Origin of the sequence: Chryseobacterium sp. (assembly GCF_008831505.1) — a bacterium.
In the GTDB taxonomy this organism is placed as follows: Bacteria; Bacteroidota; Bacteroidia; order Flavobacteriales; family Weeksellaceae; genus Marnyiella.
The window spans coordinates 1,072,975-1,092,602 of the sequence record NZ_CP044507.1 but is presented as its reverse complement, the minus strand read 5'-3'; the positions used below and the strand labels follow the sequence as shown (position 1 = coordinate 1,092,602).

The following is a 19,628-nucleotide window of genomic DNA, read 5'->3' as shown; positions in this document are numbered from 1 at the left end:
ACAAGGGTTTTGCAATAGTGGGGCGAAACTGCAAAGTTCAACGGTAGTTCTTCGATTGAACTTTTGTGCAAAATTGAAGATTTGTGCTTCGATTGCCCCACCATCGCAAATCCCCGAAAACGTTAGTGGCAATGCTAAAAACAAAGTAACCATAAAGAATTTGAGTAACCCTAGAAGAAAGTTTACTGAGAATGAAAAGTTAGTTCTGTATTCAGAAGTGGGAGGAGTATGTCCATTATGTTCTAACGATTTAATGTACGAAAAAAGCAAGACTAAAAATAAAAATTTTGAAATTGCTCACATTTATCCATTAAATCCTAAGCCTGAAGAGTTGATAGTTTTAAAAGATGTAAAAAGATTGAATTCAGACATAAATCATTTAGACAATTTACTTTGTTTATGTAATGGTTGTCATACCAAATTTGATAATCCTAGAACAAAGGAGGAATATGAAGAGTTGTTTACATTAAAATCAGGCTTGATTAAACTCGCAAAAGAAAAAAAACTTTGGTCAAATAGCACATTAGAAAACGAAATTTCTGAATTGATTAATTGTTTAGTTACAACAGATTTTGTGTTTACAAATGGAGATATATTATCATATAATCCTAAAACAATAACGGAAAAAACAAATGCAACGATTACAGTTCTAACTAAAAGGAAGATTGAAAGAAATGTTCAAGACTATTTTAGCTTTATTAATTTTAAATTTTCAGAAATTGACAAAATCAAACCAACTACTACTGAAACTATATCAACTCAAATAAAGCTTCATTATTTAAAATTAAAAAAAGAAATACCTGATTATAACCAAAAAGAAGTATTTGATGCTATGGTAAATTGGTTCCAAATAACATCTCAAAATAGTTCAAAAGAGGCGTGCGAGATAATTGTTTCATATTTTATTCAAAATTGTGAAGTATTCGAATGATATATCCAAACAAACATATAAAAGTAGAAGAATCAATTATTTACAAAATGACTGCATTGTTGGAAGATTACAACTTAAAAGTTATTGGGATAAATGAACTTTACAACAAAACAAAACACAAATTCAACAACATCGATGAGTTTATCTATTCTTTAGATGTTCTTTATCTTCTTGATATAATTAATATAAATTTTGAATTAGAATTAATTACTTATGCTAGTAGAAATTAAAAATATAAACTTCACAGATAAAAAAATTATCTTCTCACAAGGGCTGAATACAGTTCTGGGTGATAGTTTATCGTCAAATTCTATTGGCAAATCAACCCTTTTAATGATAATTGATTTTGTTTTTGGAGGTGATTCATTCCTAAGCAAAGATTCTGGCACAGTTAAAGAATTAGGACATCAGACGTTCAATTTTCAGTTTCAATTTAATAACAAAAATTATTTTTATTCTAGAAATACAGAATTCTCAAATCTCGTAAGGATTTGTGATGAAAATTACAATCACTTAGCTGATTTAAAAACAGATGATTATTTAAAGGAACTTAAAGGCTTATACAATATTTCTTTAGATTTATCTTTTAGATCAATAGTAAGTGTTTATTCAAGAGTTTGGGGAAAAGAAAACAATAATGTAGATAAGCCTTTGCAATCTTATTTGAAACAGTCTGAAAAAGAATCTATTGAAGTTTTGATTAAATTATTTAACTCATATGAATCTATATCAAAACTGAATGAACAAATTAAAATAAAATCTGAACAAAAAAGAGCTATTGATGCTAGTCACAAACAGAATTTTGTTTCAAAAATCAATAAAACACAATATAATGAAAACCAGAATGAACTTAAGAGAATAAGTTCCTCAATAGATGCTATCAAAGAAAATCTCCTGAGTTTTGTTGTAAATGTAGAGGAATTGACAAGTAAGGAGCTTATTGATTTAAAAATTAAAAAATCTGAGTTAATAAAAAGACAAGCTGAAATAAGTAATAAAATCGAAAGAATTGAACTTAATCTGAACAAAAAAAGCGTAAAAAGTCAATATTTTAAAAAACTTTCTGAATTTATTCCTTCAACTAATGAAGAAAAATTGCAAGAAATTGAAAATTTCCATAACAAGATTAGTGAAATTTTGAATAGAGAGTTAATTGCTTCTAAAGCAAAATTAGAAGAGGAATTTTCACTTTATGAAACTGAAATTAATAATGTTAGTATAAAAATAAATCAATTATTAGAAAATATTGAAAGTCCAAAGTTTGTAATAGACAAACTTCACGATTTAACGATTCAAGAAGAAAACATTAAACGCACTAATAAATTTTATGTTGAAAAAATTGAAACTACAAATATTATTAAAGAACTTGGCGTATCATTAGATAATTCAATTCATTCTATATTAGTTGATATTTCAAGTCAAATAAATACCGAATTAATCAGAATAAATGAAATAATTCATTCTAAGGATAAGAAAGTTCCTTATCTCAAATTAAAAATAAATTCATACACATATAACCATTCAGGAGATGATGGAACAGGAAAATCCTATTCTGACTTAATTGAATTTGATTTAGCTATTTTAAACCTTACCCAATTACCATTTTTAATTCACGATTCTCCTTTCTTTAAAAATATTGGAGACTTAGTTATGGAAAATATTATAAATTTCTATAGTAAATTTGAAAAGCAAATTTTTATTTCAATTGATGGAATCAGCAAATATTCTAATACTACACAACAAATATTAGTCAAAAACAAATCGATTCAATTATCCGATAAACACCAATTATTCATAAAAGATTGGAGAAAAAAATAAGCACTGCCACTAACATCGTATTGGCGAAATGGCGGTTTAAGGGAGAAATTGAAAGTTTCTCCTTTTTTTGTCGCAACAACCTTTTATATTTCCTTTTTTCATAAATTTAGAAAATAATAAAAGGCTGTTGCTTAGCTTAGTGCAAAATTGAAAATTTTGGCTTTCTAACCCGCCACTATCGCCAATACGCGGCCCGTTGTAGGTAACGCCACTGACAGTCTTGCCGCTGATAGTAAATCCCGAAAACAGCCTTCTTTTCTCCCGAAACCAACCTGAAGCCGTCCACACTCATGAGCTTAAACTGGATAAGCATGCAGCGCACTTTGCGGCCGGATTCAAGATCCTGAAAAATGGCGCTACCTACAACACGGCATTTCTGTAACCGGGGCTGAAGTTTACCTCATGAAGACTTTCGCCGACTGTTCTTTTTGTTATATTTACAAAAACTTACCTTAAAAGTCCCGGCTACAGAAATGCCCGGGACGATGTGCAAAAGTTTCCGCTCCGCTCCAACTTTTGCACATCGGAGCGCGGATTACATCCGCAGATGTGTTAAAGCGTTTTCGCTGCCGCAAAAACCTTCAACACATCTACAGATTAGCAAAATTCCCTCAGGAAAGCAAGCTTTCAGAGGAAACTTCGCCAATCCGCGCTCCGTTAGCTGCCATTTCAAAAAAAATCACAATACAATTTATGAAAAATTTAATTTTAACGATCTTTACTGCTTTGATTTTAATCTCTTGTGCAACTGTACCGTCTAAAAATTTGACTTCTGAAAACTTTAGTTTAAATGAAAATGAGGGAGCAATTGCTGGTGTAATTGGAATACTTAAAAGAACTTATTCATCAGGTTCTAACATTTATTATACTAATGAAGAAATAAAGACACTAATTGAGCAAGATAAAAATAATAAACAAAAGTTTGCTTTTCAAATTGGAACAGGAGCAAAAGCACCTCAAGCTATTGCAGATTTTGAAAAAAACAAAGATGATAAATATGTTTACTTTTTTTTCGTTTTAAAAGAAAAACCTGGAAATTATAAATTCAATGAGTATACATATTTCTTCAATTCTGGATATATACAAGAATTAATTGGATATCCTATTAAAGAAAACCTTGAGTTTAGTATTGAAAGGGGGAAAATAAAATATTTCGGTACAATGTTTTTAGATTCAAAAAATCGTGAATTAATTTACACCAATGAATTCAAAAATTCAGATTTACAAAAATTCAAAGAAAAATTACCACACATTAATATTAGTGAATAAAGAAACGTCAGCTAACATATTCTATGTCAATAAACAAACATAATTTCGATTTTTTTCAGGAGTAGTATTGGTGGGTTTTCACGTAAGGCGTATCTCTTTTGATAACCGCAAATATTCTGCTTACCAATTTACATTTCACATTGTTCAGTGCCAAAAGGCTATGTTTGCCCTCTTCTTTCTTGCGGTTAAAGTACAGCTTGAGTTCCTCATCGTGACGGATGGAGGTAAGCGAAAGCAGATGCAGCAGCGACTTCATCTTTTTGTCGGCCAAAGGATTGACGCGGTTCCGCCCCCGAATGCTGGTACCCGAACTGTACTCAAAGGGAGCAATCCCACAGTAGCAGGCGAATTTTCTCCAGTTTTTGAAACGGGTAAATCCTTTCGTTACGAGCAAGAAATAAATCGATCCGATTTCGCCAATACCGGGAATGCTTTTTAAAAGTTCCTGTTTATGCTTTAAATCTTCATCACTGCGGATCAGCTGACCAATCTTTTCATCCAGAGCGGCCAGCTGCTTCTTCAGAGCGCTCATGGTCTGCCTGTTGATGGCTTTGACCACCCTGTACACCTCGCGTCCCAGAAAATCCTCCGCCTCCGAAGTCCGGGAAAAGCTGTTGATGGCAGAAAGTATTTTTTCGCGTTCCGTATTTAGAATTTTTAATTGCTGGTGGAGTGTTTCCGGACCTGAACTAACCACAGTTTTATCACGGTTTCTCAAGCCATACAGTGCAATCTGCCTGGCATCAACACGGTCGCTCTTGCCTCGGGAAAGACCTTTGGAACGCTTGATTTCCAATGCGGATACTTCCGCATAATGCCATCCGTTTTCGTGTAAAAAGCGAGCTAAGGGATTGGAATAAATCCCGGTATTTTCAAACACTGTCAGAATCGGACAATCCTTCACATACTGTGCATTAATGTGGAAAAAGAGCTTTTTTAACGCTTCCGTAAGATTGCTTATTTTGCCTTTCTCAACAATTGTGCACTGTTCGTCCAGCAGACAATAATCCAAACTGAGCTTGGAAACGTCTATCCCCAGATAAAATTTAAAATTTTTCATAACTTTGATATTAGGTTACACAAAAGTGGTTGAATGATTTAAAATCTTTATTAGTTCTAATCTACTATTCTATCTTAATCTTATTCAACCTTAAAGCAAAACAGAGGACTGATATGTTAGATAAATCACTAATTTATGGGTAACCCTGGTTCACCTCTGTTTTGCTATTCTAAAGTTATCTGTTTTTCAGATTACAAAGTAAAGATTGGTAACTGTTGCGCAACCTCAGATTTCAGCGGCAAGGTCTGAAAATTCAATAAAAAACAGCCTCTTTTAAAGCGATTTAAGAGAGGTTTTACTTTTTCTCAAGACTGATTCTTTGGAATTTATATTGGCTTATACTGAATTTATGGGAGCCGTGAGCGAGCGGTTTCGCCAAAACCAAAACTTCCCTTATGGAAGGTTGATGATTTGGGCATTTCGGTACGCTTTTCGGGTGATGAATTTCAGGTGTAAGCTCCCCATTTTCAGTACACTTTAAAAGTAGAATTTTTTCTTTCCCTGCATAATTAAAATTATGAAAAATACCTTGCATATACAACTGTTTTTCAACTATTTATAACAATATAAATGCGGTTTAAGCTGCAGTCCACACTTTTTAGGTATATTTGATTCAAGTTGTGCAACAGGCACAAGGTATTGCTAAAAGCGGGGCTGAAAGACTTCGATTGGGTATTTGTTCAAGGCTCAACATTCGTTCTTAGATTGAACTTTTGTGCTAAAATCCCCGCCTTCGGCAATACCCAAACCGCCGTTAGCGGTCAGGCTATTAAAGGCAATGAAAATAAATCTATGAAAGATAATACAATTAATTTTAAACGAATATTAATTTTTTTAGTAATAGCTATTTCACTTTCCAATATATTTAGATTTGACATTTTTGGAACAAAAGAAATTTTGGAAATATTACCAACTTGGATTTATTTACTTTCTGTAATATTGCTTGAAGGAAGTGGGGTTTTTATAGGAGCTTTAATTGCCATTTACTTACTTCGTAAAAAACAGAAAACTGAAATTTCATTTTTTGGAACATCAAAAAGAAAAGGTCTGTTAATGTCCTTAATTCCAATAATATTATTGGCAATTATCGGAGTAAAGAATGAATACGGTATAAATGTAAATTTGTACGGCTTAATTGTTGTCTTGGGAAGTTTGATTTATTGCATTATGGAAGAGTTTGGCTGGCGTGGATATTTACAAGAAGAACTTAAAGACATTAAGCCTATAAAACGATATTTGCTAATAGGCTTCATTTGGTACTTTTGGCATTTGTCTTTTCTGACAAAAGCGACTTTATCTGAAAATCTATTTTTTCTCGGTATCTTGTTATTTGGAAGTTGGGGAATTGGACAAGTTGCAGAATCGACTAAATCTATTTTGGCAAGTTCCTGTTTTCATTTAATAATCCAAATAATGATGTTTAATTCATTAATCAAAGATGGACTAGATGGAACTCAAAAACTAATTATTTTAGGCGTTTCAATTTTTATATGGATAATTATTCTCGGAAGATGGAAAAAAGAAAATGAGTTGAAATTACTAAACGAAAAGCAAAGCCCGAACCGCTAACAAGCGTAATCGTTGCGCAACCTCAGATTTCATAGGGAAAATAGTCCACGCATACAACTGTTTTTTTAACTAATTATAACAATTTGAACGCATTTTAAGCTGCTGTCTACCCTTTTTAAGTATATTTGATTGAAGTTGTGCAACAGGCACAAGGGTTTGGCGTAATGGCGGGTGAAGTGCTTCATATGAACATTATTGCTAAATTTGAAATTTGGTGCTTCGTATCAACATTTGTGGTGAAAATCCGCCACTGACGCCAAGCCCCAAAACGTTAGCAGAAAGTGTATGAACAATATCTCGTTTCAAAATCAAATAGATGAAATAATCAAGGAAAATTTTCCTCACTTAAAACAATTAAAAAATCTTCTTCAACCAACTTTGATTTTTAACTTAGGAGAGAAAATTGAAACTGAAAATACCAAACTAAATGAATTAAATTTTCTGGGAAAAATTAGTTTTTCGGAAATAAAAGAAATTTGGGAAGAAAAAATACCAAATGGAGATTTGCTCTTCTATCTAAAGAAATCAATTGATCATTATCCTATAACTAAAAATGATTATAAAGTAATATTTCACAAAAATGCTAACACTGAATCCTCTAGAATTGTAGAATTCAATATTGACATTTCAAAAAGCTATACAATTCCTTCATATCAAGAAAATATTATATTAGATTCTAATATTAATGAGCAATATCGTGAAGAAATAGAAGAAATAATTACTGAAACAAATAGTCAAATCAATAATTACGAATATGATTTCGCACACCAGATCTTTGGAAATCCACAAGCAATACAAGGAACTGTAAAATTTCATTGGGCATTAAATTATCTTGGATTTCCTTTAAAAAGTGATTACTCGGAATTTGAATTGAATAAAATCAAGCAAGAAGAAGAAAATCTAATTCTTTTGTTACAACTAAATTTATCTGATCCTAAAATAGAATTTGAAGTTTTTGGTGACAGTGTTTTATATTTTGGAATACATAAAACTGATTTTGTAAACGAGAATTTTGAAAATATAATCTTGGAAGTACAAAACACTTAAAACAACACCTTCTGCTAACATGGTTAAGTGTTGCGCAACCTCAGATTTCAGCGGCAAGGTCTGAAAATTCAATAAAAACCACCTCTTTTAAAGCGATTTAAGAGAGGTTTTACTTTTTCTCAAGACTGATTCTTTGGAATTTATGTTGGCTTATACTGAAGGTATGGAAGCCGTGAGCGAGCGGTTTCGGCAAAACCAAAAACTTCCCTTTTGGAAGGTTCATGATTTGAGCATCGCGGTGAACCTTTCCGGTAATGGACTTTAGATAAAGAGTATAAGCATCAATGAACCGGGAAATCAGAACGCACAAAACTTTCAATAACAACATCACGTTTCCACGAATACAAATAATATCATTCCATCACTTGCCCAATTCTGCAATTTTTTGCAATTTCAGTTTTCAAAACTAAACTAATCCATGAAATTCTACTGGAGTATGCCGGCAGGGCTTAAAGTATATTTTAATGATGAAGTTAAGTCCTACGGGCAGCAAATGAAAATTGGTAATCTGCCTGCGGCCTGGCGGCATTTGGAGCGGGCACACGTGTTGGGACAGTCCTGGCCCCGTGAGCACAATTACAGCCACTGGCTGATGCTTAAATTTGGGATTAAGATAAAAGACCGCCGTGAAATCATCGGACAGATTCCCAGACTCCTTGTGGGTGGCGTAAAATCTTTTGTAGGGAAAATACCCGTCGGAAATACCGGTGGAGCCAATGTCCCACCGCTCAGACCCATGGAAATCCCGAAGGATCTGGCCTTAGTCCTGTACAGGTATAAAAAACCTTAGCAGTGCACAGCTTATCAATATGAAAAAGGCATTTACTTTCTTCCTGATATTCACAGTCTCTTATTGCCTGCATGCACAAACTGTGTACCTTGATCCGGATAACCGAAAAATTACGGAACAGGAATTTAACGGATATAAGCGCGCCAACCTGTTAATTGTGAAAAATGACTCTTTGAATCTTACAAAGGCCATGTTCCGCTCCAACCGCTCGGAAGCCGGAACCTTTGCAAATTACACGGAGTTGAAGAGCAGTATTGAGTCCAGAACAGGCACTTTGATTGATGATATGAAGCCCGTAATCGTTATCTACCATCCCGGCCCAGACAGATGCAACTCTTCCGGAACTGCAAATACACCTTACAAAATAAAATGGTTCAAAGATCTGGAAAAGGAAACATTAAAAATAGCAGGAGTAAAGCCGCTTTATTTTTATAAAACAGAGAAAGGCATAGTAAAGGAGTTATAATCTATCGCCTGGAAAAAGGACCCGAAAGCAATCATAGAACATACTTTTTTTGATTTTCATTACCCGTGCAGTTCATTTGTCATCTTTAATTCAAAAGGCAAATACAGCTCATATTTTGGTGAGTTTTCTCAAGCTCAGGTTCTTGTGCAGCTCGCCGAAATGCTAAAGGAAAATTAACCAGTTTCCTTTTTACAGGATTTATTCGTGACCTAATTCTCCAATTTCCCGGATGAATGCCTCCACACTTTCTTCTGTGGTGGCCCAGGACGTAATAATCCTTATAGCAGATTGATCCGCATTTATTTTTTTCCACACATAAAAATCAAAATGGGTGGACAGTTTTTCTATCTGAGTGTGAGTGAGTACAGGGAAAATCTGATTGGTAAAAGTTTCTGACAGAAAAATACAGCCGGCCTGCTGAAATACCTTTTTTATCCGCATAGCCTGGGTGTTGGCATGCCGTGCGAGATCGAAATACAAATTATCGCGCAAAAGTTCCTGAAACTGTATGCCCAGAAGGCGGCCTTTGGCCAGCATTCCACCTTTCTGTTTGATGTGGAAGCCAAATTCATCCTGCAAAGAGGTTTTGTTGATGACGATGGCCTCGCCCAGCAAAGCGCCGTTCTTGGTTCCGCCCAAATAATAAACATCGGTAAGCCGGGCTACATGTTCAAGAGTGAGATCGCTGCCTTCAGCAGTTAAAGCATTTCCCAAACGTGCACCGTCCATAAAAAGGCAGAGCTCCTGCCGGCGGCAAAAGTCAGAAAGTTCCTGCAGTTCACTTTTTGTATAGAATGTACCCACTTCGGTGGCATTGGAGATGTAAACCATCTTCTGCTTCAGCTGGTGCGGTTTATTGGTATGCTGATCCAGCACGTTTTGGACATCCTGCGCACGCAGTTTTCCGTCAGCTGTAGGAACGCCGTGAACTTTATGTCCGGTGGCTTCTATGGCACCGCTTTCATTGGTGAAAATATGACCTGTGTCTGCTGCGATTACACTTTCGTGCGGCCTTAGCAGGGCAGAAATGACAATAATGTTGGCCTGCGTTCCTCCGGAAACAAAATGCACGCGAGAATGGGGACTTTTGCTTACATCAAGGATCAGCTGTTCTGCAGCCCGACTGAATTCGTCTGAACCATATCCGTTCTGCTGCTGCAGGTTTGTCCTTACAAGTGCCTCCAGAATACGTGGATGAGCGCCTTCGGCATAATCATTTTTGAATGAATACTTCATTACGTAAAGGTAAGCAAGCCGCAGGAAATTAAGGTTAATTTGAAATACTGCAGGTTTAAAAATTAAAAGTTAGCTTTGCATTAAATATAATCTAACATTTTGAGAAACACCCATACTGAAGAGAATTACCTGAAGGCCATTTTCCACCTGGCTACGGAGACGCATAGCGTGACCATCAACGAGCTGAGCAAAATTCTGGATGTCAAAATGCCTTCAGTGAACAATATGATGAAGAAGTTTGCCGAGAAAAAATGGGTGATTTACGAAAATTATAAACCACTAATCATCACTCCTCTAGGCATGAGGGAAGCTGCCCTGGTGGTGCGCAAACACCGGCTTACCGAGATGTTTTTGGTGGAAAGGATGAATTTCGGCTGGGAAAATGTGCACGAAATCGCTGAACAGCTGGAACATGTGCACTCCACCCTCTTTTTCGACAAGATGGACGAAATCCTGAACTATCCCAAATTTGACCCGCATGGCGAACCCATTCCGGATAAGGACGGTAATATCATCGCTCAGGAACTTAAGAAACTGAGTTCCTGTAAAAGCGGGGATTCTGTGGTTTTTAAAGCAGTAACTTATTCGGACGATGACTTCCTGCATTATCTGAATGACAGGAGTATACAGCTGGAAATGCAGTTGGAGATAGTTAAAGTTGAAAATTTCGATAAATCTTTTCTGGTGAATACACCCGCAGGAACCGTACACCTCAGCTCCAACGCAACGGACAAGATGCTTGTAAAATAAAAAAGCAGTGCATCGCTGCACTGCCTGAACTGAATATAGATCAGAATTATTTTGCTTTAGCTTTCAAAGCATCTTCCTTGGCTTTGAATTCTTTATGCTTGGCTTCGTTACGGGTTGTCTGATACATACCTTTTAACAGAGTTACTGCATCCAGGTTATCAGGATGAGCCTGGTGCCATTTTTCCACAACTGGAATCGCGGATTTAAAACGTTCGCGTCTGGCATCCATTACTTTATTTGCCTCATCTACCTTTCCTGCTTTCCTTAAAGTTTCATATTGTGTGATTGTGGTATCGTCGTCTCCCATAATTAAGTACGCAAGATTCTGATAGGCATTTATCATTTTTGCATCCAGATCAATCGCTTTCTTAAAAGCGCTTTCGGCATCGTTTTTTAGAGCCGGGTCTTTGCTCTGTAGTACACCCAGATTGTACCAACTTACCGCATCATTTGGATTTTTGGCGAGGTAACTTTTTAGCGAGGCAGCAAATTCCGCCGTTTTACCAGCCTTATAATATGCATGACTTTGTAATTCTGACAACCGTACACTGGTAGGGAACTTCTTCAAACCTTTCTCAATAAATGCGATAGCTTCGTCGTACTTCCCTGCATCAGACAAAATATTGGCATATGTTTCATATAGTTCAGCTTCTATACTTGGCGACATTTCGGTCTTAAAATCACTGTAATCAGGACTTTTCTTAAGTGTCTCCCAAGTCGCTTTGTCTAAGTCGATGGTTTTTCCTGTAGATTTCTCCCTGGCCGTATATGTTGTTTGAACGCCTGTATATCCGGAGTTGATGAGCTCACCAAAGCCTTCCAGCGCTTTATCATTATCACGGGCATATGCGTAGCTAAGAGCGGAATTATACAGAAGCTGACCATTAACCTGTCCGGCGGCCTTGAGCAAGTCATATGATTCACGGAATTTAGCTCCTGCGACGGCATAATTTTTAGCGTTGTAAGCATCTATTGCAGCCTTATTACTGGACTGTATCAATGGATTAATCGCCACCGCGAGTTTATCTGATGTGGTTGTGGAAAACTTTTCTGCTTTCAGACCGCTGATGCCTGAAGCATCCGCCGCAGCTTTTCCAACAAAGTATACTTTGCTTTTACCTTCCTTGCCCACATAGATATCCGATTTTCCCAAATCATTAATCCTGGAAAGGTAGGCTGCACCTTCTGTCGATTTTCCTGTTTTTAACAGCGCTAACCCTTTAGCGTAGTAATACTGCTCCAAAAGTGCGGGTTCCAGCAACTGGGTCTTGCCGCCTATTGCAGACTCCGCTGCAGCAATCTGCGCAGTGGCTCCGGCAAAATCATTGGATTCCACCGCCTTTACCGCATTGGCTATTTCCTTTTTTTGCGCGGTTGCGAAAGTCAGCGAGACCAACGCAAGGCTTAAAAATATTTTTTTCATTGTTAATCCTTATTTTAAAATTCTGATAAAATTAATAATTAATTTTAAGAGTCAGTCTCTTCATCATCAGTGTCATCCTCTTCCGCAGTGTCAGTGCGCTCGTCCGGATTATAGTTTTTCTGCTCTTTCGCTTCCTCCTTTTCCACTTTGCGCAGGAAGCTTTCATCTCCCATATTGGTCATTGAGTTATCGCCTGACTGCGGCACATCACTGAACGCTACCTGGTCACTGATCACCGCGGCTGGCATGCCCTCACTGTCCAATGATTCGGCTTCTTCCACCTCCTTATCCATTTCCACTTTGGCAATGGCCGCAATTTCGTCATTCCCTTTCAGATTAATGACCTTTACTCCCTGAGTGTTACGGCCCATGATGCGGAGTTCGTCTACACCCATGCGGATGGCTACACCGGATTTGTTGATGATCATCAGACCGTCGCCGTCCTTTACATTCTGGATCGCAATCAGGTTTCCTGTTTTTTCGGTGATATTAAGTGTGATCACCCCTTTTCCGCCACGGTTCGTGATTCTGTAATCCTGCACCGCTGAACGTTTACCGTATCCTTTTTCAGACACTACCAGCACACTTTCATTGGCAACGTCATTGGCTACGACCATTCCAATCACTTCATCATTATCTTCCAGAGCTATACCCCGCACTCCAATGGAACCACGACCTACGGCACGTGCCTTTTCTTCAGGAAAACGGATGCATTTTCCGTTCTTGGTGGCAATCATAATCTCGGAAGTACCGTCGGTAAGCCGCGCTCCCAAAAGCTGGTCATTATCGCGGATCTCAATGGCATTGATACCGTTTGTTCTTGGTCTGGAATACGCTTCAAGCGATGTCTTCTTCACCGTTCCGTTCCTGGTGATCATCACCACATTCATCTGGTTTACATATTCCTCATCCTTCAGGTCATTTGTGCGGATGTAGGCTTTCACCTTGTCGTCCGGTTCAATATTGATCAGGTTCTGGATGGCCCTGCCTTTTGATATTTTGGATCCCTCCGGAATCTCGAATACTCGCAGCCAGTAACATTTGCCCTTTTCTGTAAAGAACAGCATATACTGGTGGTTGGTGGCTGAGACGATATATTCCAGGAAGTCTTCATCGCGGGTAGTTGCCGCCTTGTTACCCACTCCTCCTCTACTCTGCACACGGTACTCAGAAAGCAAGGTCCTTTTTATGTATCCGGCGTGAGAAATGGTTACTACTACATTTTCGTTCGGGATGAAGTCCTCAATAGACATATCGCCGCCGGCATAATCGATCTCAGTCCTTCTCTCGTCGCCATATTTTTCCTTGATCTCCAGCATCTCAGTCTTGATGATTTCAAACCTGCGGGATTCATTGGCCAGGATATCTTCAAAATCGCGGATCATGTTCATGATCTCTTCATACTCGGCCCGGATTTTATCCAGTTCCATGCCTGTAAGACGGGCCAGTCTAAGATCGAGGATGGCCTGTGCCTGAAGGTCTGAAAGATCAAATTCAGCTATAAGCCCATCTTTGGCGTCGGCTGGGTTGGCACTGTTGCGTATAATGGCAATTGCCTTATCCAGGCTTTCCTGTGTAGCAATCACTTTCATGAACCCTTCCAGGATATGTGCCCTTTCCTTTGCTTTCTTCAGCTCATACTCTGTACGGCGGATAACCACTTCATGTCTGTGCTCCACAAAGTGATGGATGATGTCTTTAACATTAAGCTGCTCCGGCCTGCCGTGCACCAAGGCAATATTGTTTACGCTGAAAGAGGTTTGAAGCGCAGTATACTTGTACAGCAGGTTCAGGACTACATTTGGTATGGCATCGTTCTTAAGCTCGTAAACGATACGCATACCGCGGCGGTCTGATTCATCACGTATCTCATAGATTCCCGGAATCTTTTCCTCTTTTACCAAATCGGAGGTACGTGCAATCATCTCGGCTTTATTTACCTGATAAGGTATTTCGGTAATGATGATTGCATTTCTGTTGTGAACTTCTTCAAAGTTTACCTTGGCACGGATCACGATACGGCCGCGACCGGTGTGGAAAGCGTCGCGAACGCCGTCGTAGCCGTAAATAATTCCTCCGGTAGGAAAATCCGGTGCGATGATGTGCTTCATCAGATCATCTATAGAAATCTCGCGGTCGTCTATATAGGCGCAGATGGCATCTACAGTCTCAGAAAGATTGTGCGGCGCCATATTGGTGGCCATACCCACAGCAATACCGGAGGCACCGTTTACCAAAAGATTAGGTATCCGGGTAGGCATTACAGTAGGCTCCGTAAGACTATCGTCGAAGTTATTCTGGAAATCCACGGTATCCTTATCCAGGTCTGCCAGGACTTCGTCTGAAATCTTCTTAAGGCGTGCCTCGGTATACCTCATAGCCGCCGGTGGGTCGCCGTCCATGGAACCGAAGTTACCCTGTCCGTCTACCTGCGGATACCGCAAACTCCAGGGCTGCGCCATCCTAACCATGGCATCATACACGGAAATGTCACCATGCGGGTGGTATTTACCCAAAACATCACCTACAATCCTGGCCGATTTAAGATGCTTCCGGTTGGAAAATACATTTAAACCGTACATACCGTACAGAACTCTTCTGTGTACAGGCTTCAGACCATCTCTGACATCAGGCAATGCTCTGGAGACGATCACAGACATTGAATAATCAATGTAGGACGACTTCATTTCATCTACAATGCTGATCGGTATCAACCGTTCTCCTTCTGTATTCATATTTAACTATTAAAATGATTTTCAGCGCTTTAAAAAGGCTGTAAATTTTTATTGATTTTCAATTAATAATAACGGGCTAATTTACGAAAATAATACCGATTTTTGCGGCTTAACCCGGGAGCAATCTTCATAAAAAACAGTTAAATAAGATGAGTATTTTAAGCCTTACCTTCCACTGCATTGAGTCTACTGTGCCGCAATGGGAACAATATGCCAGAACCGAACTGAAACAGTTGGCCCACAACCTCTATGATGTGGAAAAGTACATCCTTTCGGATGTTGAAAGTGAAATGCTGAATGAGGGGAGAAACACTAATCTGCTCCTGATTTTTGAAACGGTGGAACTGCGGGCCACATTTCTGGAAAATGAGTTTGAGAATATCCGTGAGCGGGTGGAAAAGCGCTTTGGCGACGAGGTGATGATTTTTAAGACATTACTTAATGAACTTAAAGAAACCGACGGCCCCACAGGCATTGGGTAAATCTAATTTACAGATAATTCTACTAAAGATCTAAAATGAAGCGGGCTCCCGGTGGGAGCCCGCTTTCTTACAGGTTATCTGTGATTTTTATGTTTTTTATAAGACTTTCCTTTTTTCTTTCCATCGTCCCATTTCCTGCTGTCCCAGTTGCCATTTTTCTTTTTCATCTGACCCGGAGCATAATCTTCGGCGTTACCGCCATACACTTTCTTGGCCTGTCCCGGAGGAAGATTTCTGTTGTTACGCGGATACACCGTACCTACCTGATTGCGGCCACGGGTGTTACTGTACACACCGCCTGAACTTATTACCCTTCCGTTTTGATACACATTACCGTTACGGTCCCTGTATACATCGCCCTGACGGTATACAGTACCATCCGGACTTCTGTACACTGTACCGTTATTTGGATAATTATTGGGATAGTTATTTCCGTAAGGATCATTTAGTGCGCCACATGAAGCCAGTGTAAAAGCCAGTCCTGACGCTAAAATTATTTTGAAGATGCTTTTCATTTCTTAAAGGTTTTAAATGTTGTAGGTATTGTTTTCAATCTTAATGCCAAAGACTGTCCCCGGCGATTTTTGGATATCAGCAATTCCTTAAAGTTAAACCTTAGTTTAAAAAAAAACAGTTTTTTTTGTGTCAAATCACAGAACTGCGGCGCTCCATCAGCAAGACATCGCGCCAGCGCCCGTTCATTTGCGCAATTTTTTCCCGGGTACCCACCACCCGGAAGCCCATTTTGGCATGGATGGCGATAGATGCAGCATTTTCAAGCAAAAATGCCCGACTGCAATGTCCAGAAGCCATGTTCTTCACTATCCAATATTAATTTTTTGAGCAATACTGAACCCAGTCCGCGTCCCTGCACCGCATTATCAAGGTAAATACTAACTTCAGCCACACCCCTGTAGCATTCACGTGTGCTGATGGGTTTCAGCGCGGCCCAACCCATCACCTTTTCACTTTCATCCTCTACTACCCAGCGGCAATCATGAAAATATCCCGCATCCCAGTTCTCCCAGTTGGGCGCTTCTTTGTCGAATGTGGCATTACCACCGTCAATACCCTGCTTAAAAATGCTGATAACCGAGTCACTGTCGGAGGATTTCATCCTGCGGATTTCGTAATTCATGACATTAATTAAGTTCCTTACGTAAAAATTTTCCGGTCAGCGATTTTGAGTTTTTGATCACCTCCTCCGGTGTACCTTTAGCTACAATCTTTCCGCCATGCTTACCGCCTTCAGGACCAATGTCAATCATATGGTCTGCCAGCTTGATGACATCCATATTATGCTCGATTATGATGAAGGAATTACCAAGGTCTACAAGTCTGTTAATGGCATCCATAAGCACTTTAACATCCTCAAAGTGAAGGCCTGTAGTAGGTTCATCCAGAATATACAGCGTATTGCCGGTCTGGCGTTTTGCAAGTTCCGTGGCAAGTTTAATACGCTGGGCTTCACCACCCGACACCGTTGTGGACTGCTGCCCCAGAGTGATATAACCTAACCCCACATCCTGGAGTGTTTTCACCTTGCTGAAAATCCGGGGAATAGGAGCAAAGAAATCTACTGCTTCATCAATTGTCATCTCCAGCACATCCGAAATTGATTTTCCTTTGTAACGCACTTCCAGCGTTTCGCGGTTAAATCTTTTGCCGTTGCAGGTTTCGCAGTGCACGTACACATCAGGCAGGAAATTCATCTCAATCACTTTGAGACCACCTCCCTGACAAGTCTCACAGCGCCCACCTTTCACATTGAAGGAAAATCTGCCTGGTTTATAGCCGCGGATTTTACTCTCCGGCAATTCAGAGAACAGGTTTCTGATATCAGTAAACATACCGGTATAGGTGGCAGGATTGGATCTTGGTGTCCGCCCGATGGGGGTTTGGTCTACATCTACAATCTTATCTATATGTTCGATGCCTTCAATCTTTTTATAAGGCAAAGGTTCCTGCACGCTGCGGTAGAAATGACGATTGAGGATGGGATACAGTGTACCGTTGATCAGTGAAGATTTTCCACTACCGGAAATTCCAGTCACCACCACGAGTTTTCCCAGTGGAATTTCCAGGGTTACATTCTTCAGGTTGTTTCCTGTCGCACCTTTCAGGACAATGCTTTTCCCGTTGCCTGACCGCCTTTGAGCAGGAATTTCAATCTGCCTTTTACCGGTCATGTAATCCGCGGTTACAGTATCGGCTTTCAGCAGATCGTCCGGATGTCCCTGCCATAAAACTTCGCCACCAAACTTCCCGGCGCGGGGGCCGATATCCAGCACATGGTCTGCTCCCAGGATCATATCTTTGTCATGTTCAACTACCAAAACGGAATTACCGATATCCCGCAGGTTCTTCAGTGAATTAATAAGTCTTTCATTATCACGCTGATGAAGACCAATAGAGGGTTCATCCAGAATGTAAAGCACATTAACCAACTGTGAACCGATCTGTGTAGCCAGGCGGATCCGCTGACTTTCGCCACCGGACAGCGTACGCGAACTGCGGCTCAGACTCAGATAGTCCAGTCCCATATCCAGAAGGAACTGCAGACGGGTTTCAATTTCCTTCAGTATTTCATTGGCGATCAGGGCATTTTTGCTTGAAAATTTCGGTTTCACCTGAGCCAGCCATTCCTTAAACTCTGAAAGCGAAAGGGCACTGATTTCGGCAATGTGACTGCCATCTATTTTAAAGCTCAGGCTTTCGGGCTGCAGCCGGGTTCCGTTACATTTAGGACAAATTTCTTCGGTTGTAAAATGCCTTTCCAGCAACACCGCGTCATAACTTTCTTTGTCATTGATAATATCCTGAATATATGCCACCAGACCTTCAAAATTCACCTTGATCTTCTTGGAGATTCCTGCATACTTAAGATCCTTACTTATTTCGCGGGACATCCCGAAATACATAAAATCCACCACCTCCGATGGAATATCCCTGAAAGGTGTGGTGAGTGACAGATTTGAAATTTCGAGGATATTCTTCAGTTGAGCGAGTACCCATTTATTGTTTTTGATATCCTCCAGCGGCAGAAGTGCTCCCTGACCGATTGACAACTTAGGATTTTCAACAAAATAATCCGTGTTAATCTTATTGATGACCCCAAGTCCCTTACAGTTGGGGCAGCTACCTTTGGGGGAGTTGAATGAAAATGTGTTAGGTTCCGGTAAAGCCAGCGATTGCCCGGAATCATCGTCCATCAGGTTTTTTGAAAAATACTGAATGTCACTGCCGCCAAGTTTCTGGATTCCGATAACGCCCTCACCCATATCCAGAGCCGTACGAAGCGATTTCTCCATTCGCCCTTCAGTTGCTTTTTCGCCAATGATCCAGCGGTCAATTACAATATCGATATCATGCGTTTTGTACCTGTCCAGTTTCAGGTCATACTCCAGATCCTGCAGGACACCGTCAATACGTGCCTGACTGTACCCTTTGCGCGCCATCTGTACAAACAGTTCATGATAGTGTCCTTTTCGGGAGCGCACAACCGGGGCCAATAACAATATTTTTTCGCCCTGATAATTTTCTTTAATGGTTTCCAGGATCTGCTCTTCGGTATAACTTACCAGTTTTCGGCCCGACGTCAGGGAATAGGCGTCGGAAACCCTGGCAAACAGAAGTCGGAGGAAATCATAAAGTTCGGTTACCGTACCTACGGTGGAACGCGGATTTTTATTTGTTGTTTTCTGTTCTATAGCGATCACCGGAGACAGTCCTTCAATCTTATCCACATCCGGTCTTTCCAGTCCACCCAGGAACTGCCGGGCATAGGCCGAAAAGGTCTCAATGTAGCGGCGCTGGCCTTCGGCAAAAATAGTATCAAATGCCAGGGAAGATTTTCCGCTGCCGGATAAACCTGTAATCACTACAAGTTCGTTACGCGGGATGCGGACATCAATGTCCTTTAAGTTGTGTTCCCGTGCCCCGTAAATTTCTATATATTCTTTCTTTTCGCTCATTATAAATGCCGCTTTCGTTATTGAAAACAGGAAGATGCAAAAATACGGAAATTAATGAAGAACGGCATAAGAGTTATA

The 19,628-nt window shown here is 39.6% G+C and carries 18 protein-coding genes; 11 read left to right on the top strand and 7 right to left on the bottom strand.

The annotated features are described in order from the left end of the window. The first annotated feature begins 73 nt into the window (after positions 1-73). The 5 genes from F7R58_RS05145 to F7R58_RS05130 all read left to right on the top strand — a co-directional run bounded on the left by F7R58_RS05145 (position 74) and on the right by F7R58_RS05130 (position 4,018). On the top strand, positions 74-931 hold the full coding sequence (locus F7R58_RS05145; RefSeq protein ID WP_158063875.1) for an ABC-three component system protein: 858 nt from the start codon (positions 74-76) through the stop codon (positions 929-931). After that, positions 928-1,161 carry an ABC-three component system middle component 7 gene (locus tag F7R58_RS05140; RefSeq protein WP_158063874.1) on the top strand — a complete coding sequence of 78 codons (234 nt, stop codon included), beginning with the start codon at positions 928-930 and terminating at the stop codon, positions 1,159-1,161. Before F7R58_RS05145 ends, F7R58_RS05140 begins: the two co-directional genes overlap by 4 nt. Continuing rightward, complete coding sequence (locus F7R58_RS05135) at positions 1,145-2,749, top strand: DUF2326 domain-containing protein (protein WP_158063873.1); 1,605 nt, start codon at positions 1,145-1,147, stop codon at positions 2,747-2,749. The genes F7R58_RS05140 and F7R58_RS05135 overlap by 17 nt, the downstream gene beginning before the upstream one ends. 220 nt (positions 2,750-2,969) lie before the next feature. Then, positions 2,970-3,131 carry a hypothetical protein gene (locus F7R58_RS12930; protein WP_187695266.1) on the top strand — a complete coding sequence of 54 codons (162 nt, stop codon included), beginning with the start codon at positions 2,970-2,972 and terminating at the stop codon, positions 3,129-3,131. Positions 3,132-3,442: 311 nt separating this feature from the next. Beyond that, the gene (locus F7R58_RS05130) at positions 3,443-4,018 is read left to right on the top strand and encodes a hypothetical protein (RefSeq protein ID WP_158063872.1); all 576 of its coding nucleotides are present in this window, start codon (positions 3,443-3,445) and stop codon (positions 4,016-4,018) included. 55 nt (positions 4,019-4,073) lie between these two features. On the opposite strand, the gene F7R58_RS05125 is transcribed toward F7R58_RS05130, so the two are convergent. Further along, the gene (locus F7R58_RS05125) at positions 4,074-5,078 is read right to left on the bottom strand and encodes an IS110 family transposase (RefSeq protein ID WP_158063871.1); all 1,005 of its coding nucleotides are present in this window, start codon (positions 5,076-5,078) and stop codon (positions 4,074-4,076) included. Between the two features lie 792 nt (positions 5,079-5,870). On the opposite strand from F7R58_RS05125, the gene F7R58_RS05120 reads away from it, so the two are divergent. From F7R58_RS05120 to F7R58_RS05105, 4 genes are all read left to right on the top strand, one after another. Next, entirely contained in the window at positions 5,871-6,647 is a 777-nt protein-coding gene (locus tag F7R58_RS05120; RefSeq protein ID WP_158063870.1) for a CPBP family intramembrane glutamic endopeptidase, read from the top strand. A gap of 285 nt (positions 6,648-6,932) precedes the next feature. Further along, positions 6,933-7,694 carry a DUF1963 domain-containing protein gene (locus tag F7R58_RS05115; protein WP_158063869.1) on the top strand — a complete coding sequence of 254 codons (762 nt, stop codon included), beginning with the start codon at positions 6,933-6,935 and terminating at the stop codon, positions 7,692-7,694. A gap of 418 nt (positions 7,695-8,112) precedes the next feature. Next, positions 8,113-8,484, top strand: coding sequence for a DUF3703 domain-containing protein (locus F7R58_RS05110; RefSeq protein WP_158063868.1), 372 nt, complete (start codon positions 8,113-8,115; stop codon positions 8,482-8,484). Positions 8,485-8,503: 19 nt separating this feature from the next. Continuing rightward, positions 8,504-8,950 (top strand): hypothetical protein, encoded by a 447-nt coding sequence (locus tag F7R58_RS05105; RefSeq protein ID WP_158063867.1) that lies wholly within the window; start codon positions 8,504-8,506, stop codon positions 8,948-8,950. 198 nt (positions 8,951-9,148) lie between these two features. Here F7R58_RS05105 and F7R58_RS05100 read toward each other — a convergent pair whose 3' ends face one another. Further along, complete coding sequence (locus tag F7R58_RS05100) at positions 9,149-10,186, bottom strand: threonine aldolase family protein (protein ID WP_158063866.1); 1,038 nt, start codon at positions 10,184-10,186, stop codon at positions 9,149-9,151. 99 nt (positions 10,187-10,285) lie between these two features. Here F7R58_RS05100 and F7R58_RS05095 point away from each other — a divergent pair, with 99 nt between their 5' ends. Beyond that, entirely contained in the window at positions 10,286-10,936 is a 651-nt protein-coding gene (locus F7R58_RS05095; protein ID WP_158063865.1) for a metal-dependent transcriptional regulator, read from the top strand. Between the two features lie 46 nt (positions 10,937-10,982). Here F7R58_RS05095 and F7R58_RS05090 read toward each other — a convergent pair whose 3' ends face one another. Next, on the bottom strand, positions 10,983-12,359 hold the full coding sequence (locus F7R58_RS05090) for a tetratricopeptide repeat protein (RefSeq protein ID WP_158063864.1): 1,377 nt from the start codon (positions 12,357-12,359) through the stop codon (positions 10,983-10,985). Positions 12,360-12,403: 44 nt separating this feature from the next. Beyond that, entirely contained in the window at positions 12,404-15,094 is a 2,691-nt protein-coding gene (gene gyrA / locus F7R58_RS05085; protein ID WP_158063863.1) for a DNA gyrase subunit A, read from the bottom strand. Positions 15,095-15,243: 149 nt separating this feature from the next. Here gyrA and F7R58_RS05080 point away from each other — a divergent pair, with 149 nt between their 5' ends. Beyond that, positions 15,244-15,576 (top strand): DUF4286 family protein, encoded by a 333-nt coding sequence (locus tag F7R58_RS05080; protein ID WP_158063862.1) that lies wholly within the window; start codon positions 15,244-15,246, stop codon positions 15,574-15,576. A gap of 74 nt (positions 15,577-15,650) precedes the next feature. On the opposite strand, the gene F7R58_RS13030 is transcribed toward F7R58_RS05080, so the two are convergent. The 3 genes from F7R58_RS13030 to uvrA all read right to left on the bottom strand — a co-directional run bounded on the left by F7R58_RS13030 (position 15,651) and on the right by uvrA (position 19,550). After that, positions 15,651-16,091 (bottom strand): hypothetical protein, encoded by a 441-nt coding sequence (locus F7R58_RS13030; protein ID WP_229723850.1) that lies wholly within the window; start codon positions 16,089-16,091, stop codon positions 15,651-15,653. 260 nt (positions 16,092-16,351) lie between these two features. Beyond that, positions 16,352-16,714 (bottom strand): N-acetyltransferase family protein, encoded by a 363-nt coding sequence (locus tag F7R58_RS05070; RefSeq protein ID WP_317132568.1) that lies wholly within the window; start codon positions 16,712-16,714, stop codon positions 16,352-16,354. A gap of 4 nt (positions 16,715-16,718) precedes the next feature. Then, positions 16,719-19,550 (bottom strand): excinuclease ABC subunit UvrA, encoded by a 2,832-nt coding sequence (gene uvrA, locus F7R58_RS05065; protein WP_158063861.1) that lies wholly within the window; start codon positions 19,548-19,550, stop codon positions 16,719-16,721. Between the last annotated feature and the right edge of the window lie 78 nt (positions 19,551-19,628).

What these genes read in the sequence shown, in the direction of transcription:
- F7R58_RS05140 (WP_158063874.1), top strand. Translation starts at nt 928, where the DNA reads ATGATATATCCAAACAAACATATAAAAGTAGAAGAATCAATTATTTAC.
- F7R58_RS05135 (WP_158063873.1), top strand. Translation starts at nt 1,145, where the DNA reads ATGCTAGTAGAAATTAAAAATATAAACTTCACAGATAAAAAAATTATC.
- F7R58_RS05130 (WP_158063872.1), top strand. Translation starts at nt 3,443, where the DNA reads ATGAAAAATTTAATTTTAACGATCTTTACTGCTTTGATTTTAATCTCT.
- F7R58_RS05125 (WP_158063871.1), bottom strand. Translation starts at nt 5,078, where the DNA reads ATGAAAAATTTTAAATTTTATCTGGGGATAGACGTTTCCAAGCTCAGT.
- F7R58_RS05120 (WP_158063870.1), top strand. Translation starts at nt 5,871, where the DNA reads ATGAAAGATAATACAATTAATTTTAAACGAATATTAATTTTTTTAGTA.
- F7R58_RS05115 (WP_158063869.1), top strand. Translation starts at nt 6,933, where the DNA reads ATGAACAATATCTCGTTTCAAAATCAAATAGATGAAATAATCAAGGAA.
- F7R58_RS05110 (WP_158063868.1), top strand. Translation starts at nt 8,113, where the DNA reads ATGAAATTCTACTGGAGTATGCCGGCAGGGCTTAAAGTATATTTTAAT.
- F7R58_RS05105 (WP_158063867.1), top strand. Translation starts at nt 8,504, where the DNA reads ATGAAAAAGGCATTTACTTTCTTCCTGATATTCACAGTCTCTTATTGC.
- F7R58_RS05100 (WP_158063866.1), bottom strand. Translation starts at nt 10,186, where the DNA reads ATGAAGTATTCATTCAAAAATGATTATGCCGAAGGCGCTCATCCACGT.
- F7R58_RS05090 (WP_158063864.1), bottom strand. Translation starts at nt 12,359, where the DNA reads ATGAAAAAAATATTTTTAAGCCTTGCGTTGGTCTCGCTGACTTTCGCA.
- gyrA (WP_158063863.1), bottom strand. Translation starts at nt 15,094, where the DNA reads ATGAATACAGAAGGAGAACGGTTGATACCGATCAGCATTGTAGATGAA.
- F7R58_RS05080 (WP_158063862.1), top strand. Translation starts at nt 15,244, where the DNA reads ATGAGTATTTTAAGCCTTACCTTCCACTGCATTGAGTCTACTGTGCCG.
- F7R58_RS13030 (WP_229723850.1), bottom strand. Translation starts at nt 16,091, where the DNA reads ATGAAAAGCATCTTCAAAATAATTTTAGCGTCAGGACTGGCTTTTACA.
- F7R58_RS05070 (WP_317132568.1), bottom strand. Translation starts at nt 16,714, where the DNA reads ATGAATTACGAAATCCGCAGGATGAAATCCTCCGACAGTGACTCGGTT.
- uvrA (WP_158063861.1), bottom strand. Translation starts at nt 19,550, where the DNA reads ATGAGCGAAAAGAAAGAATATATAGAAATTTACGGGGCACGGGAACAC.